Below are 16,913 nucleotides of genomic sequence, written 5' to 3'. Positions count from 1 at the left end.
GGGCATATTTCCATATAACCTTCATAACTTCATATTCAGCTTCGGAAATCTGGGGAATGTGTTTCATAGATTATACTCCTTTAATACTACATTTGTAATAACAGTATAAAGATTATGGGGTGGGGTGTCAATTGTGTTGTGGAGGTTTGTTCAATGATAGACTGGGTAAGTATAATTTTTTTGATCTTCAAGAATAGTTAGAATAAGCAAAATCAGATAATGAAAGACCAGATATTTCGTTGAATATTTGATTATGAAACTTTTGTTGTCGGTTATCTCCCAATTGGCATAATATATATATTTCAATGTCGATTATGTCATGGAGTGCTTCATTTGTAATTATGACTTTATATTCTTTTAAGTTTATATTGATTCACCATGTCGGTAACTATTATGAAAGCCTTTGTCTATACATATGAGGAAACTCTCCAAAAAGGATTGTTTAGCAGAGTATATAATTTTCAAACACCGGGTAACATACTCATATACAGGCTAAGGAGGTATATGAGATGATATCACCAGACACAATAAAGCTGCTCAGGGAATGTGATGCCGGGATCAAGATGGGTGTTTCGTCTATTGATGAGGTGCTTGGGTATGTGCACGCGGCGAAGATGAAGAAGATACTTATAGAATGTAAGGAGGAGCACAACGCAATAAAACAGGAGATACAGAAGCTGCTGGATGAGTACCATGACGATGGAAAGGATCCAAATCCAATAGCCAAGAGCATGTCCTGGATCAAGACAAATGTGAAACTCATAGTGGATGAGTCTGACAATACCATAGCGGAGCTTATGACGGATGGCTGCAATATGGGTGTGAAGTCGCTGAATAAATATCTAAACGAATATAAGGCGGCGGATGACAGGGCGAAGGATAAGACGAAAAGACTCATAGAGCTTGAGAAGAAACTCTGCGAGCAGATGCAGCCTTTCTTGTAAAAATGCGCTGAACAAGGCGTTTTTATGAATGAATGGATGCACCAAAATAAATAGTCAGGCAGCCAGAATTTTGTAGGTTGACTAAAAAAGTTTTATTAAATATACTTGTAAATATGAGAACCCAACATGTCTGTAGATGACGCGGATCATGTTGGGGATTTGTTGTTTTAGGGGAACAGAAAAAATTGATACAAGAAGGAGAAGATATATGAACAGGCAGGTTTACAATCCCTTTTTGCCGCTGAATGAGTACATACCGGACGGCGAGCCGCATGTATGGGGCGACAGGGTTTATCATTATGGATCTCACGATAAGGAGGGCGGTTACACGTTCTGTATGCAGGATTATGTGGTGTACTCCGCGCCGGTAAAAGATCTGACAAGCTGGCGATGCGAGGGCATTACATACAGGGCGAGCCAGGATCCGGCATACCCGGAGCTGAAGTATATGTACGCGCCAGATGTTGTGAGGGGGAATGATGGCAGATATTATCTGTATTACTGTATGGGCGGTGACTACGGTTACGGCGGATACACAGGTCCGATCAGTGTGGCTGTGTGCGATACGCCGGCGGGCAAATACGAATATCTTGGCCATGTGCATTACAAGGACGGAACTGTGATGAAGAAGTACATTTGCTTTGATCCGGCAGCCATGAATGATGACGGAACCATCAGGATATTCTACGGAACCCAGTACGGATACGAGGAGGAGCCTGATTTTCTGACAAATGGCAGGCTGGATGATGAGGTATCTATGTTTGGAAGAACAAAGGAGGAGATACTTGGCTACAAGGACAGCATCATGGGACCGATCATGGTGGTGCTTGAGGACGATATGCTGACGGTCAAGGAAGAATCGAGGCACATCATTCCTTACGCTGTGAAGGGCACATCATTTGAGGAGCATCCATTTTTTGAGGGTTCATCCATGAGAAAGGTGGGAGACAAATACTACTTTGTTTATTCGTCATGGCAGAACCATGAGCTGTGCTATGCGGTGAGCGATTATCCGGATCACGGATTTACATTTGGCGGCACTATAGTGTCAAATGGCGATGTGGGATATAAGGGAAGAAGTTTCGAGAACAAGCTGAATATGACCGGAACTACGCACGGAAGCATAGAGTGCATAGATGGTCAGTGGTACGTGTTCTATCACAGACTCACACACAAGTCGGACTACAGCAGACAGGCCTGTGCCGAGAAGATATATATAGATGCGGATGGACACATAGACCAGGTGGAGGTTACGAGCTGCGGACTGAACAATGGACCGCTTGTGGCAAATGGCACGTATCCAGCGGTGATAGAATGCAACCTGACAAATGGACATATGCCACACGGCTCCAACAGTATATACACGACAGAATTCCCTAATGTGACGAACAAGGGTGAGGATAGATTTATTGCGGAGATAGAGGATGGAACACTCATAGGGTATAAGTATTTTGCGCTTGGGGGCAGCAGTACATTTGGCGTGAATGTCAGATATGAGACGGATGCCAACAAGGTGGTGTATGAGGGACCTGTCAGGGTAGACGAGAGATGCGAGAATCAGGAGCAGATCAAGGATGCAAACTGCTTGGCAGGAAATGTAGAAGGATACTTTGACATATGCGTGACAGAAGATGGTGAGAGTATTGGAAGAATAGATATACCTGTATCTGAAGATATCTCAGAGACAGAGTGGAGATGGTGCGAGAACAGAGTGGATTTCCCAGAGGGAGTCCACGTGGTGTATCTTGTATACCGTGGCAGAAGAAAGGTTCAATTAAAAGATATCCGATTTAGGTAAAATATTGAAAGAAGAGGGAGAATTATGAAGAAGTCAAATGGTGCGGCACTGATACCGATATACGTCTTTCTTGTCCTGTATCTGGGACTTGGAATACTGTTTGAGTACGTGCTGAAGATCCCGATGGGATTTTACAATATTCCAATAGTGGTCGCCTTTATGGTGGCGATATTTGTGGCATGTCTGCAGAACAGAAAGGTAAGTTTTGATGAGAAACTTCAGATCATGGCAAATGGACTTACAGACAAAAATATTATAACCATGCTGCTCATATTCCTGACGGCGGGAATATTTGTGGGAGTCGTGGGGCGGAGTAGTGCCGAGAGTGTGGCATACTTTATGCTGAGTATCATTCCGGCGAGATTCTCCGTGGCGGTTCTGTTCGTTGTAGCATGCTTTGTATCAACAGCTATGGGAACGTCTGTTGGAACAATAACACTTCTGACGCCTATAGGAGTTGCAGTTGCCGATGCGTCAGGATTTAATCTGCCGCTCTGTGTGGCGTCCATCATGGGCGGTGCGATGTTCGGAGATAACCTGTCGTTCATATCGGATACGACCATAGCAGCATGTAATGGTCAGGGGTGTGCCATGAAAGATAAGTTCAGGGCAAACTTCTGGATAGCATTTCCTGCGGCGATTGTGACGCTCATAGTAATCTTGGTTAAGTCATTCAATACTGAGATAGGCGGAGTAGTACACCATGATTACAATATGATACAGATCATTCCTTATGTTCTGGTACTCATAGGAGGAATAGTGGGATTTAATGTGTTTGTAGTCCTGATAGTTGGAATCGTGTCAGGCTCCATCATCATGCTTGCCACAGGGCAGACGGCAGCAGTGGATCTCCTGACGAATATGGGAAGCGGTGCAGCAGGAATGTTTGAGACTAGTATGGTTGCTGTACTTGTGGCAGCTATGTGTTCACTCATCAGAGAGTATGGCGGGTTTGAGGCACTGCTTTCAGCTATAAAGAAGGTGTTCAAAGGTGACAAGGGAGGCCAGCTTGGAATCGGACTCCTGGTTGGAGCCATGGACATAGCCACAGCCAACAATACGGTCGCGATAGTCATGGCGAATCCGATAGCAAAGGAGATGGCAGAGGATTATGGTATATCCCCGAAGAGATCAGCGTCGCTGCTTGATACATTTTCATGCATATTCCAGGGAATCATTCCTTACGGTGCCCAGATGCTGGTTGCAATATCAGCGGTGTCGGAGCTGGGACATGAGATATCAGCATTCCAGATAATTCCAAATCTGTTTTATCCAATACTTCTTCTTGTAAGTTCACTTGTTTGGATGCTTATAAGAAGTGATGACAAACCACATCTGGCAAAGAGACGGTAAAGAATATAAATGTGCGTTATTTCGTAATATAATAAATAAATATTCAAAAAAACACGCAAAAAAACAAGAAAAATGTTGAAAATGCGTGTTTTTTCGTTTTTATTTAAGAATTTTTATGCTATAATTTACACTTGTGAATTATAAATAAAAAATAGGAGGAGTAACATGGACGCATTCACAAACTTTTTAGGCAAAGTTGATGATATTGTCTGGGGCTTGCCACTCATAATACTCATCATCGTCTGCGGAATCTATCTGACGATCAGACTTAAGTTCCTTCAGATAGTTCATCTGCCAAAGGCACTGAGATTCATGATCAAGAATGAGGAAGACGGTACAGGAGAGGTGACGAGCTTTGGCGCGTTATGTACAGCACTTTCAGCAACTATCGGTACAGGTAACATCGTAGGAGTAGCAACAGCTATAGGTATCCTTGCCGGTGGTCCTGGAGCACTTTTCTGGATGTGGGTAGCAGCGCTTTTCGGAATGGCAACAAAGTATTCAGAGGGACTGCTTGCTGTAAAGTACAGAAAGATTGACGAGGATGGACACGTTCTCGGAGGACCTTTCTACTACATTGAGAATGGTATGGGTCACAAGTGGAAATGGCTTGCAAAGATATTTGCATTCTTCGGAGCATGCGTAGGTCTCATGGGTATCGGTACATTTACACAGGTAAATGGTATTGCTTCTGCAGTTCAGGCTTTCTTTGATCCTGACAAGGCAAATACAGTATCAATCTTTGGAAATGACTACTCAATAGCTATCGTCATCTCAGCATTTATTCTTGCAATCCTTGTAGGACTTGTCGTAATCGGTGGAATCCAGAGAATATCAAAGGTTTCTCAGATTATAGTACCATTCATGGCAGTTCTCTACATCGTGGTGTGTCTGGTTCTTATCATAGTTAATATAAATAAAGTTCCAGCTGCATTTGAAACAATAGTCAAGTGCGCATTTAAGCCTATGTCATTTGCAGGTGGTGTTACAGCAAGTCTTGCAATAGCCATGCAGAAGGGTGTTGCACGTGGTATCTTCTCGAATGAGGCTGGTCTTGGTTCTGCACCTATCGCAGCAGCAGCAGCTCAGACAAAGGAGCCTGTTCGTCAGGGACTTGTAACAATGACAGGTACATTTATTGATACTATCATCGTATGTACAATGACAGGTCTTTCAATCGTTATGATGGGAAGCTGGCAGGATGGCAGCCTTGAGGGAATCGCAGTCACAACTGATGCATTCCAGAAGGGACTTTTCTTTATGCCAGGTCAGGTTGCAGCATTCATCCTGATGATCTGCCTTGTATTCTTCGCATTTACAACTATCCTTGGTTGGGACTATTATGGTGAGAGATGTCTTGAGTACCTCACAAACGGCAGCAAGGTTTCAGTTCAGATCTATCGTTGGTTATACATACTTTGCGTATTCATCGGACCATACATGACAGTTAAGGCTGTATGGACTATCGCTGATATATTCAACGGACTCATGGCGATTCCGAATATCATAGCACTGCTTGCACTCAGCAGTGTGGTTGTGGCAGAGACAAAGGATTACTTTGCACGCCACAAGGAACTGTAGGGTTCAATAGAAGTAAATATTTATAATAATTGTGTGAGCACCTACCAGCAGTCAGGCAAAATTTTGTCTGGCTGCTTTTTTATATGGGGCAGAAAATTGGAAACTGTGTTTTCTAATGTTTGAATAATTTGTGAAAAATATTGACAAATATAATGTAGATGTATATATTGTCAATGTTAAAAAATACCCTATAGGGGTATACAAAAAGGAATTATAAGTATGGCAATGGAGAAAAAAGTCCTATTGATTGAGGGAATGACATGTTCCAACTGTCAGAACAGGATAGAGCGGGCTTTACGAAATACGGCAGGAATTTCAAAGGTTAATGTTTCATACAACAAGGGGCAGGCGGAAGTTGAGTTTGATAAAGAAATACTGACACTGGAGCAAATTATACACATCATTCAGGATCTTGATTACACAGTAGTACAAAGGAGAAAAATAGATTATAAGAAAACAGTCAGTTCAATAGGCACATTTGCAATTATTATCTGTCTGTATTATCTGTTACAGAGATTTGGTGTTCTGAACCTGCTTGTTCCATCGATGCTTGCTGATTCAACGATGAGCTATGGTATGTTGTTTGTAGTGGGATTACTAACATCGGTTCACTGCATAGCGATGTGCGGCGGTATAAATCTGTCGCAATGTATACCTTCGGGGAAAGATGACAGTGGGAATGGAAACAGTGAGGTTATGCCATCATTGCTGTATAACACAGGGCGGGTGGTCTCTTATACAGTAATCGGTTTTCTGCTTGGCGGAATCGGCATGATCTTAACAGGTTGGTCTGAGACAGGAATTCCACTGATCCTACAGGGGATATTGAAGATAATAGCAGGTCTGTTTATGGTGATAATGGGAATAAACATGCTGGGAGTTATTCCTGTACTGAGAAAGTTGCAGATAAGACTTCCGAACAAACTTGCAAATAAAATAAGCAGGAGAAAGATAACAGAAAAGCGTCCATTTTTTGTAGGTTTGCTGAACGGATTGATGCCATGTGGTCCCATGCAGTCTATGCAGATCATCGCGCTTGGTTCAGGTAATCCTGTATCAGGAGCATTTGCAATGCTGATGTTCAGCTTGGGTACAGTTCCCCTGATGCTTGGATTTGGAAGTATCGTGTCTGCGCTTGGCAAGAAATATACAAAGATTGTCATGCGTGCAGGATGTATTCTTGTTGTGGTTCTGGGACTTGCGATGCTTTCACAGGGGGTAAGCCTGTCTGGAATTAATATGAACAGAACAGCCACTTTATCAGAAAACACGGAAGAGTTAAACATGGCAGAGATATCAGAATCAGGCGATGTGCAATATGTAAGCAGTGAACTGGACTTTGGAAGTTACCCAGAGATTACAGTTTATAGCGGAATTCCGGTCAAATGGACAATAAATGTGCCGGAGGAGGTCATCAACGGGTGCAATTATAAAATGATATTGAGTGCTTATGGCATAACTCATGAATTTACACCAGGCGAGAATGTGGTTGAATTTACACCGGGAGAACCGGGGAGTGTTCAGTTCACATGTTGGATGGGAATGATAAATGGCAAGATAAATATCATTGGCAGAGAAGGAGAATGAGATAATGAGAAATAAAACAATGACAAGGAAAACAGATACAAGCAGAAAAATACTTACAGTTATAATGACAGCACTTGTGGTATCAATGCTGGCAGCCTGTGGAAGTTCAAATACGTCAGGAAATACAAGTGCATCAGGAAATTCAACCTCATCTGAGAGTGGAAAAATCGATTATACTACAGAGGAGAACAAGGCGGATGTATATGTAACTCCCGCAGTTGAAAATGGCGAGATTGCAATTGACGCAGACACATTGACTTCTGATCCGATATATGTTAACTATGATTCAAATGGAACAAACATCCAGCTTATCGCTGTTAAAGCATCTGACGGGACAACACGCCTGTCACTTAACACTTGTCAGGTATGTAATCCGTCGCCAAGGGCATATTTTAAGGAGCAGGATGGAAAGCTGGTATGCCAGAACTGTGGAAATACATTCATTATGGACAGCGTGGGCGAGACATCGGGAGGGTGTAATCCAACCTATATTGACTATAAAAATACAGATGGAAAATTGACTGTAAGTGTGGCTGATCTTGACACATATGCAGATAGATTTACGTCTTGGGGTGGTCCTGTTGAGTAATTTAAAATACTTTATTTCAGCCACAACCTGAACAGCTTTTGATTGGAAAAGACATAGATATGCTCTTTAGTATCAATAACAGAAATTCGATAGAGATAATAAATGCAAATGGCATCCGTGAACACATCATTAGGTCTTAGAAGATGTGTTTGCGGGTGCTTTTTTATTTGCGGGATTTTTTTGATTTACAAAGCAATAACACTTGACAATAAAGTTAGTAGCGACTAACATTGTGGTTGTTAAGAGAATTGGATCAGGGGGATGTAACAAATGAAAGGTTCTGAAACTATAAAAGAAACGCTGCACAAGGCGGATTGTGTCTTATATCCGGTTGGTGACAGAAGAGATAAAGTTGTCATTGTGTTATCAGGCAGCGAGGGCGGTCTGGAGTATACAGGAAAATGGAGGAAAAAGTTGTGAAAAAACAGTTTTTTGAAATCGAGAAGGATGGGTTCTACGGAACATACTACGAGAATCCAAATGGGGCTGACTGTGCATTCATAGGACTGTTTGGAGATGATCCGAATGATTTTATGGCGAAGTGCGGAGCAAAGTGGCTGCACAAAAATGGTGTGAACGCACTCTGTGTATCTCCCGGAAGAAAGAATTACAGCCATGTAAATAATCCGCTGGAGAGAATAGAGTCGGCTATTGCATGGCTGAAAAGTCATGGAAACCGGAAAATAGGAATCATGGGAATGAGCACGGCTGGCATGGATTCCCTTGTTGCGGCGTCGTATTTTCCTGATATCACATTGACATTTGGACTTACGGCAAGTGACTTTGTATGGCAGGGATTTGAACAGGGCAAAAAAGACGGATGTAAGGAATGGCCGATACCGGGTGCATCGACTCTTTCGTGGAGAGGCGAGCCTCTTGCTTATATGCCATTTGTGTATGAGCATCCTGTGTACTGGCAGAAAATCGAGGAGGAGACAAAGGGCTCCGGCGACATTGAGCGCAGTACCTGTCTGTTTATCGATTCGGAGAAGGCCAGAGAACACACAGAAGAGGAAATGATCAAGGTCGAGAACATAAGGGGAAAGCTGTTTTTGATTGGTGCAGACGACGACTCGTTCTGGGAGGCGGGCAAATACATCCGCAGAATGGATCAGCGACTGAAGGAGCGTCCACATACATGTGAGTATGTGCCGCTTGTGTATGAGCATGGAACTCATTTTGTTCTGCCGGAATCGATGCTTCGTATGGCACTTCCGGTTGGACTGAAATTCGTCATGAAGTTTATATTCAAGGCTGCAAAGGATTATCCAAATGAGTGCGAGGCGACGAGAAAGGATATAGACAGAAGACTCTCAGCCGCACTTAAGGAATGGATACAGGAATAAAAAGGGCAGGCGATTAAAATGTTGAAATATGGAATGTATGCAAAAGCTGTGGAACTGCTGTGTTTTAAGCAGGCACTTGCAAGGCTTGCGCAGATATATCCTGATATGGACATGAAGAGATATAAAAGATCCGTGAAGAGAGAGTACAAGGAGATGCTTCTCAGAATTCCCGATATAGGTGGAAGCTCACTGGAGATGAACCTGTATATCGCAGCATTTGTATTTTCACTGCACAAGGCAGAGCCGGATAGGATCACACCTGAAGTTGTGGATGAGATGGTCACTGCGGTGTTCGATTCGCCTTTCATGGTGAAGGCGCATGAGAACAAGAAGTGTACGCTCTTCACTGACAATGTTCAGGACAAAAAGGTGCAGGAGAGCATAGCAAGCCAGACATCAAAGTATGAGCTTGACTGGAAATTCCACTACGAGAAAGGTGTAGACGAATTCTATAACACTTATACGGAATGTGGAATATGCAAACTGGGCAAGAGGGAAAACTGCTTTGAATTCGTTCCGTGCCTGTGCAATATGGATGAGAGAAATTACAGAAATGAAGGAGGCCAGCTTCAGCGTACCAAGACCCTTGGTCAGGGTGATGAATGCTGTGATTTCCATGTCACACTGATAAAATGACGTTAAAATGGACTAGAGTCCAATGTTCACAATGTTAGCCTGTGGATTTACGATGCACTTGCAATTCCAGGCAGATTCGAGGAATATGGATTCTACGAGGAGTCATTTGACCAGCGTTTCCTTGATCTGATTGCGGCATTTGATAAATGCGGCAAATATTTGTATGAGGGGAGCTTGAAATGGTAAATACAATAGCATTTTTACTTATAGTATTTGGGATTATGTTTCTGATTGGTATTGCAATGGCAATACTTGCTTTATATTTCAATATCAAGATGAAGCATCCCATATTTTCAATTATATTTTCAATAATACTTATACCTCTGATTTGTATTCCGATACAATTCACTGGTGGAATCTTGATTTCACGATGCATGCTGATAATTGCTTTGATATATAGTGTGGCAATGATTGTAATGGCGGTGAAAAATATCAGAGACAATTGTTGAATATGCACTCTTTATGCGAATGCCCTCATTGAGCCGGCAGGCGGCATGATGGGGACAAGTGTATCAGCATGATGCGTAATTGTTAAGCGTTGAATTGGATCATGATGGCAAGAGTTTAATATTTTCATCATGATCTAAAGAAAGAATATGGTATGAGGAAGGAAAAATACAATGACTATCCATGAGTTCGGAAAAGAGAATAAAGAAACGATAATATTGATACATCCATCTGTTGTGAAGTGGGATTACTTTGAGAATGTAATTCCTCTGTTAGAAAAGAATTATCATCTGCTGGTTCCGGCACTTCCGGGTTATGATTTTGACAATGACAATGACTTTACAAGCGTGGAGCAGATTGCATCAGACTTAAATAACTGGATCAAGGCGAAGGGATTCACGGAGATATATGCTGTATATGGCTGTTCTATGGGCGGTTCCGTTGCGCTTATGGTTGCGCTGGGACAGAAGGTTAGAATACAGCATTGTGTAATAGACGGCGGAATCACACCGTATCAGTTGCCATGGATCGTGACACGCTTTATTGCGCTCAAGGATTATCTAATGATGATGATAGGCAGAGCAGGCGGTGTGGCTTTGCTGGAAAAGGCATTTGCTACAGACGACTATTCCAAGGAAGATCTGCAGTATGTTGCGGATGTTCTGAGACATTGCAGCAGCAAAACACTGTGGCGAACATTTGAATCGTGCAATAACTATAAGGTGCCGGATCCTGTTCCGAAGATTGATACGCACATCCATTATTGGTACGCAAAGAATGAAGAAAAAGAGCGGAAAAATGATATAGCGTATATCAGGCGCAGGCTACCTCAGACGGAGTTTGAAGTATTACCGGAACTCGGACACGGCGGACTTGTCTTACTCAGGCCTGAGTTGTTTGAGGAAATGATGAGCAAGTTTCAGTGAGATATGGAAAATATGAGTTAATATACGTTTGACATGAAGGGGGTGGAGAATGCTAATATAATATCAAAAGGTGCAACCGATAGACGGTTAGCCCTGATATTATTGGATACAAAAGTAACCGCTAAAGTTTGTTAGGACTGGGCGGTTATTTTTGTGTCTTATCATTGCTCTTAGAGCCAACGGCATAATCAAGAGCAAAGCAAGTGATGCATAAAGCTGATTATGGCTATAAACTCCTGTGATGAAGGCTAACCGCCTACCGAATAGGGTAGCACCGCATATATCACATCAAACAAATGTTCGACTCTCAGTGTAGGTAGTTTGGCGAGAAGGGTAGCTTGGAGAGAAGTGTAATCAATAAAAAGCGCATAATATTTTCGCAAATTAAAATAAAACCGGGAAAAGGATACAAAGACATTAGAAATTGTATCCTTTTCCTGGTTTTTGTCATTTTAGATAAAATTTTATGCACTTTTGAATGCTGAGAGGTCTTGCTGGCCAACAAATTGTAAACTAGAGCAAGCCTCTAGTCCTTTAACTGGCAATCCGGGCTACCTGAGCGGCAAAGCCGCCCGCGCCCGATATTACTCAGCGTCCTTTATCTCACTGTGAAGCTCCTGCAGTGACTTCACATCGCTGTCGCCATGCGCCTGAACGTACAGGATACCCTTTGCGGTTGCTCTTGCGCCTGCAATTGTAGTCACATAAGGAATCTTTGCCTTGATGGCAGCCTTTCTGAGGTAACTGTCGTCGTGGGCACTTTCCTTACCGCTCGGAGAATTGATTATCAGGTCTATAGAGCCATTTGTTATAAGGTCATTGATGTTTGGTCTGCCCTCCTGGAGCTTTTTGACTTTCTCAGCTTTTACTCCGGCAGCCGTAATTATGGCATATGTTCCGCTTGTAGCAAGGATCTTGAAACCAGCTTTCTCGAAGAGCTGAGCGATCTCGATAACCTCATCCTTGTCCTTTCTGTTTACAGAGATCAGGACAGTTCCGCTTGTAGGAAGGAGAGTCTGTGTAGCCTCCTGAGCCTTGTAGAATGCCTCTCCGTAGTAGGTTGAAAGTCCGAGAACCTCACCTGTAGATCTCATCTCAGGTCCTAAGATTGGATCAACCTCTGGGAACATGTTGAATGGGAATACAGCCTCCTTAACTCCGTAATATGGTATGTGCTGCTCCTTGAGAGCTGGAACAGGAGATGGTCTTCCTGTGAGCTCTGATGTGATGATATCAGTAGCGATAGGAACCATGCGCACGTTACATACCTTTGATACGAGAGGTACTGTACGGGATGCTCTAGGATTTGCCTCGAGAACATATACCTTGCCTTTCTCAATAGCGTACTGCATGTTCATAAGACCTACGACATGCATTTCCTCAGCGATCTTCTTTGTATATTCCTTGATAGTAGCAACATTCTCAGCAGTGATGTGTACTGAAGGAATGATGCAGGCTGAATCACCTGAGTGAACTCCGGCAAGCTCGATGTGCTCCATAACGGCAGGAACAAATGCGTGAGTTCCGTCGCTTATGGCATCTGCCTCACACTCAAGGGCGTGATTCAGGAATCTGTCTATAAGTATAGGTCTGTCAGGTGTGACACCAACGGCAGCTCTCATATATCCGTCAAGGCTCTCATCATCGTATACGACCTCCATACCACGTCCACCGAGAACGTATGATGGACGGACCATGACTGGATAGCCAATCTTGTGAGCAATCTCAAGTGCCTCGTCAACAGTAGTAGCCATACCAGATTCTGGCATAGGTATCTCAAGTTTATCCATCATCTCACGGAAGAGATCTCTGTCCTCTGCAAGATCGATGACAGCAGGAGATGTACCGAGGATCTTTACGCCGTTCTTCTCAAGGTCAGAAGCAAGGTTAAGAGGTGTCTGACCGCCGAACTGTGCGATGACGCCCACTGGCTTTTCCTTGTTGTAAATGCTGAGAACATCCTCAAGTGTAAGTGGCTCAAAGTAGAGCTTATCTGATGTATCATAGTCAGTTGAAACAGTCTCTGGATTACAGTTTACTATGATAGTCTCAAATCCGAGCTTCTTAAGTGCCAGTGATGCATGTACGCAACAGTAGTCAAACTCGATACCCTGACCGATTCTGTTAGGACCTCCGCCGAGGATCATAACCTTTGGCTTGTTCTCATTTATCGGATTGCTGTCAGGTGCATTGTATGTGGAGTAGTAGTAAGCACTGTCCTTTGTTCCACTTACGTGTACGCCTTCCCATGCCTCAGTAACTCCGAGCTCGATTCTCTTATTTCTGATGTCCTCCTCAGGAATCTCAAGGATCTGGCTGAGGTATCTGTCTGAGAAACCGTCTTTCTTTGCAGTGGTGAGTGCCTCGTCAGATGGGAGAGAGCCCTTGTGTGCTGCGAGTGCTTCCTCTTCCTCAACGAGTTCCTTCATCTGCTCAACAAAGTAGTGCTTAACCTTTGTTATATCGAAAATCTCATCTACTGTAGCACCCTTTCTGAGCGCCTCGTACATGATGAAATGTCTGTCGCTTGATGGATGTGCAAGCATGCGCAATAGTTCATCCTTGCTCTTTGTATTGTAGTCCTTGGCGTAGCCGAGGCCGTATCTTCCTGTCTCAAGGCTTCGGATAGCCTTCTGGAATGCCTCCTTGTAGGTCTTACCGATACTCATGACCTCACCTACGGCACGCATCTGGGTTCCGAGCTTGTCCTCAACACCCTTGAACTTCTCGAATGCCCAACGTGCGAACTTGATAACCACATAGTCACCGTCCGGAACGTATTTGTCCAGTGTGCCATACTTACCGCACTCGATATCCTTGAGGGTAAGTCCTGTTGCCAGCATGGCTGACACAAGGGCAATAGGGAATCCTGTAGCCTTTGATGCCAGAGCAGAAGAACGGGATGTTCTAGGGTTGATCTCGATTACGATGATTCTGTCAGATACAGGGTCATGTGCGAACTGTACATTTGTTCCACCGATGACCTCAACAGAGTCAACGATCTTGTATGCCTGCTCCTGAAGTCTCTTCTGAACGTCCTCAGAGATTGTGAGCATAGGAGCGGAGCAGAATGAATCACCTGTGTGTACGCCGAGAGGATCGATGTTCTCGATGAAACATACAGTGATCATATTGCCTTCACAGTCACGTACAACTTCAAGCTCAAGCTCCTCCCATCCGAGGATTGACTCCTCAACGAGAACCTGACCTACAAGGCTGGCCTGGAGACCTCTTGCACAGACAGTCTTGAGCTCCTCCTTGTTGTATACGAGTCCGCCGCCGGCACCGCCCATGGTGTATGCAGGACGAAGAACAACAGGGTAGCCGAGCTGATCTGCGATGGCGAGAGCCTCATCTACCGAGTAGGCAACCTCACTTCTTGCCATTTCTATTCCGATTGCGTTCATGGATTTCTTGAATTCGATTCTGTCCTCACCGCGCTCTATGGCATCTACCTGAACACCGATGACCTTGACATTGTATTTGTCTAAGATGCCTTCTTTTGCAAGTTCAGCACAAAGGTTAAGTCCTGACTGTCCTCCGAGATTTGGAAGAAGAGCATCAGGTCTCTCTTTTGCAATTATCTGCTCAAGTCTCTTGACATTGAGTGGCTCAATGTATGTGACATCAGCTGTCTCAGGATCTGTCATGATGGTAGCAGGGTTGGAATTGACCAATACGATCTCGTATCCAAGCTTCTTAAGTGCCTTGCAAGCCTGAGTTCCTGAGTAGTCGAACTCACATGCCTGACCGATGATGATTGGACCAGATCCTATTATCAGAACTTTGTTAATGTCTTCTCTTTTTGGCATATTTTTCTCCTTATTGTAAAATGATTCTTGTTCAGAACGAGAGCACTGAAAACTACATGAAATCACACAAAATAAAGAAGTATTTTAATGTGATTTTAAACATTTTCGGACATCATTTATTTTCTTTTATAAAAATGCCCAAATTATTGTTATTATAAAGTATAAGAGCCTAAAAGTACATAGCTAATAAGGAAATAAATTGAAAAAATGAACTGAAATACGAAATGGATCAAGAATTGAATTGGAAAGTACGTATGAATATACAGTAAAAATTATTAATGATATGATTTTTTACATAAGAAAATCCGGCACATATGAAAAAACACACATGCCGGATAAAATGTCTTATAACACTTTTGAAAGGAAATCCTTAAGTCTAGGATTCTTAGGGTTGCCGAAAAATTCCTCCGGTGTACCGGATTCTAGAATCTGTCCGTCGTCAATAAATACAACCTTATTGGCAACCTCTCTGGCGAATCCCATCTCATGGGTAACAATGATCATTGTCATGCCTTCGTCCGCAAGAGCCTTCATAAGATCAAGAACCTCGCCGACCATCTCGGGGTCAAGAGCGGAGGTTGGCTCATCAAACAGAATGACATCAGGATTCATGGCAAGCGCACGGACGATGGCAACACGCTGTTTCTGACCGCCTGAGAGAGTAGATGGATATACATCCGCCTTGTCCTCCAGACCGATCCTCTTCAGGAGTTCCTCCGCCTTTGCATGTGCCTCGGCAATGATCTCTGATTTTGTTGTTGTTATTTCCTGCTTTGTCTGCTTTTCCTTGCGGAAGAGATTGGTGACAGGAAGCAGAAGATTATGCCGCTTTGCCTTTTTCAGATCCTGACATCTGACATAGACAGGAGCAAGCATGATATTCTGTATAACAGTCTTGTTGTTATACAGATTGAAATGCTGGAAAACCATACCCATATGACGGCGGTGTATGTTGATATCAACCTTAGGGTCTGCTATATCAACACCATTGAATATAATCTGGCCGCCGGTAGGATCTTCCATACAGTTCAAACAGCGAAGAAATGTACTTTTACCAGAACCTGAAGGGCCGATAACAACCATTATATCGCCTTTGTCTATGGTGATATTGATGCCGTTTAAGACTTTGTTATCACCGAAGCTTTTTTCAAGATTAATGACGTCTATCACTCTTTCTCAGGCTCCTTTCCATTAATTTGATTCCCAGGCTGATGAGAAGCACCATCACGATGTAGATAAGTGCCATGACCAGATAAGGGACCATGAATTCGTAGCTGTTACTTCCGATGTAGTTGAATGCAACGTAGAGATCAGTTGCTCCGACAAAACTTACAACTGAAGTCTCCTTTATTAAAGAAATAAATTCATTTCCAAGGGTTGGCAGAATATTCTTGACTGCCTGAGGTATAACGATTTTGAGCATGGTAGTCGAAAAACTGAGTCCCATGGCACGTCCACCTTCCATCTGACCTGGATCAACGGAGAGTATACCACCACGCATGATCTCTGAGATGTAGGCACCGCTGTTGAGTCCAAATACAAGCATAGCCACCTGAACTCCTGTCATGTGTCCTCCCACTATAGGAAGAAGAACATAGTAGAAGAGAAGAAGCTGTACAACCATAGGTGTTCCACGGAAGAAACCTACATATACACTGCAGATCGCATCCAGAACTCTAGGCAGACGCTTGTACTTTGGAATTACCCTGACGGTAGCAATGAGGGTACCGATTATTATACCGATGATAAGACCGGCAATGGCTATTATCACAGTATTCTTCAGACCCTCGACTACCTTAACATACCCGTTGTTGTCGATGAATATTTCTATGAACTTTTGTATTTTTGTAGAAATGTCTCCCATGAAATATCCTTTCAAACATAATTGGCGTTA

Annotated in this window: 14 protein-coding genes; 11 read left to right on the top strand and 3 right to left on the bottom strand. The window is 43.2% G+C overall.

Annotation, left to right across the window (positions count from 1 at the left end; translation table 11 throughout):
* Nucleotides 1-509: 509 nt before the first annotated feature.
* The 11 genes from AB5150_RS01325 (at nucleotide 510) to AB5150_RS01275 (ending at nucleotide 11,207) form a co-directional block, all read left to right on the top strand.
* A complete protein-coding gene (locus AB5150_RS01325) occupies nucleotides 510-944 on the top strand; it encodes a hypothetical protein (protein WP_368291078.1) in 435 nt (144 codons plus the stop codon).
* A gap of 208 nt (nucleotides 945-1,152) precedes the next feature.
* A complete protein-coding gene (locus AB5150_RS01320; RefSeq protein WP_368291077.1) occupies nucleotides 1,153-2,742 on the top strand; it encodes a family 43 glycosylhydrolase in 1,590 nt (529 codons plus the stop codon).
* A 24-nt stretch (nucleotides 2,743-2,766) separates the two neighbouring features.
* Nucleotides 2,767-4,095: a Na+/H+ antiporter NhaC family protein gene (locus AB5150_RS01315; protein WP_349092661.1), complete on the top strand. Its 1,329-nt coding sequence runs from the start codon at nucleotides 2,767-2,769 to the stop codon at nucleotides 4,093-4,095.
* Nucleotides 4,096-4,260: 165 nt separating this feature from the next.
* Nucleotides 4,261-5,676 carry a sodium:alanine symporter family protein gene (locus AB5150_RS01310; protein WP_055144286.1) on the top strand — a complete coding sequence of 472 codons (1,416 nt, stop codon included), beginning with the start codon at nucleotides 4,261-4,263 and terminating at the stop codon, nucleotides 5,674-5,676.
* 219 nt (nucleotides 5,677-5,895) lie between these two features.
* Nucleotides 5,896-7,263 (top strand): sulfite exporter TauE/SafE family protein, encoded by a 1,368-nt coding sequence (locus tag AB5150_RS01305; protein ID WP_368291076.1) that lies wholly within the window; start codon nucleotides 5,896-5,898, stop codon nucleotides 7,261-7,263.
* A gap of 4 nt (nucleotides 7,264-7,267) precedes the next feature.
* Complete coding sequence (locus AB5150_RS01300; RefSeq protein WP_368291075.1) at nucleotides 7,268-7,852, top strand: DUF2318 domain-containing protein; 585 nt, start codon at nucleotides 7,268-7,270, stop codon at nucleotides 7,850-7,852.
* A gap of 270 nt (nucleotides 7,853-8,122) precedes the next feature.
* Nucleotides 8,123-8,272: a hypothetical protein gene (locus tag AB5150_RS01295; RefSeq protein ID WP_015535036.1), complete on the top strand. Its 150-nt coding sequence runs from the start codon at nucleotides 8,123-8,125 to the stop codon at nucleotides 8,270-8,272.
* On the top strand, nucleotides 8,254-9,198 hold the full coding sequence (locus tag AB5150_RS01290; protein WP_349823348.1) for an acyl-CoA thioester hydrolase/BAAT C-terminal domain-containing protein: 945 nt from the start codon (nucleotides 8,254-8,256) through the stop codon (nucleotides 9,196-9,198). The genes AB5150_RS01295 and AB5150_RS01290 overlap by 19 nt, the downstream gene beginning before the upstream one ends.
* A gap of 18 nt (nucleotides 9,199-9,216) precedes the next feature.
* Entirely contained in the window at nucleotides 9,217-9,834 is a 618-nt protein-coding gene (locus AB5150_RS01285) for an L-2-amino-thiazoline-4-carboxylic acid hydrolase (RefSeq protein WP_368291074.1), read from the top strand.
* Between the two features lie 179 nt (nucleotides 9,835-10,013).
* Nucleotides 10,014-10,283 carry a hypothetical protein gene (locus AB5150_RS01280; RefSeq protein WP_055144294.1) on the top strand — a complete coding sequence of 90 codons (270 nt, stop codon included), beginning with the start codon at nucleotides 10,014-10,016 and terminating at the stop codon, nucleotides 10,281-10,283.
* 171 nt (nucleotides 10,284-10,454) lie between these two features.
* Entirely contained in the window at nucleotides 10,455-11,207 is a 753-nt protein-coding gene (locus tag AB5150_RS01275) for an alpha/beta fold hydrolase (protein ID WP_004853039.1), read from the top strand.
* 584 nt (nucleotides 11,208-11,791) lie between these two features.
* On the opposite strand, the gene carB is transcribed toward AB5150_RS01275, so the two are convergent.
* From carB to AB5150_RS01260, 3 genes are all read right to left on the bottom strand, one after another.
* Nucleotides 11,792-15,019 carry a carbamoyl-phosphate synthase large subunit gene (carB, locus tag AB5150_RS01270; protein WP_055144296.1) on the bottom strand — a complete coding sequence of 1,076 codons (3,228 nt, stop codon included), beginning with the start codon at nucleotides 15,017-15,019 and terminating at the stop codon, nucleotides 11,792-11,794.
* A 345-nt stretch (nucleotides 15,020-15,364) separates the two neighbouring features.
* Complete coding sequence (locus tag AB5150_RS01265) at nucleotides 15,365-16,189, bottom strand: amino acid ABC transporter ATP-binding protein (RefSeq protein ID WP_004853032.1); 825 nt, start codon at nucleotides 16,187-16,189, stop codon at nucleotides 15,365-15,367.
* Nucleotides 16,173-16,883 (bottom strand): amino acid ABC transporter permease, encoded by a 711-nt coding sequence (locus AB5150_RS01260; protein ID WP_004853031.1) that lies wholly within the window; start codon nucleotides 16,881-16,883, stop codon nucleotides 16,173-16,175. The genes AB5150_RS01265 and AB5150_RS01260 overlap by 17 nt, the downstream gene beginning before the upstream one ends.
* Nucleotides 16,884-16,913 lie beyond the last annotated feature (30 nt).

Origin of the sequence: Coprococcus sp. RTP21281st1_F1_RTP21281_210402 (genome assembly GCF_040915325.1) — a bacterium.
Lineage (GTDB): Bacteria > Bacillota > Clostridia > Lachnospirales > Lachnospiraceae > Coprococcus > Coprococcus aceti.
Note: the sequence above shows the minus strand (reverse complement) of the source record. Positions and strands in the feature narration are given on the sequence as shown.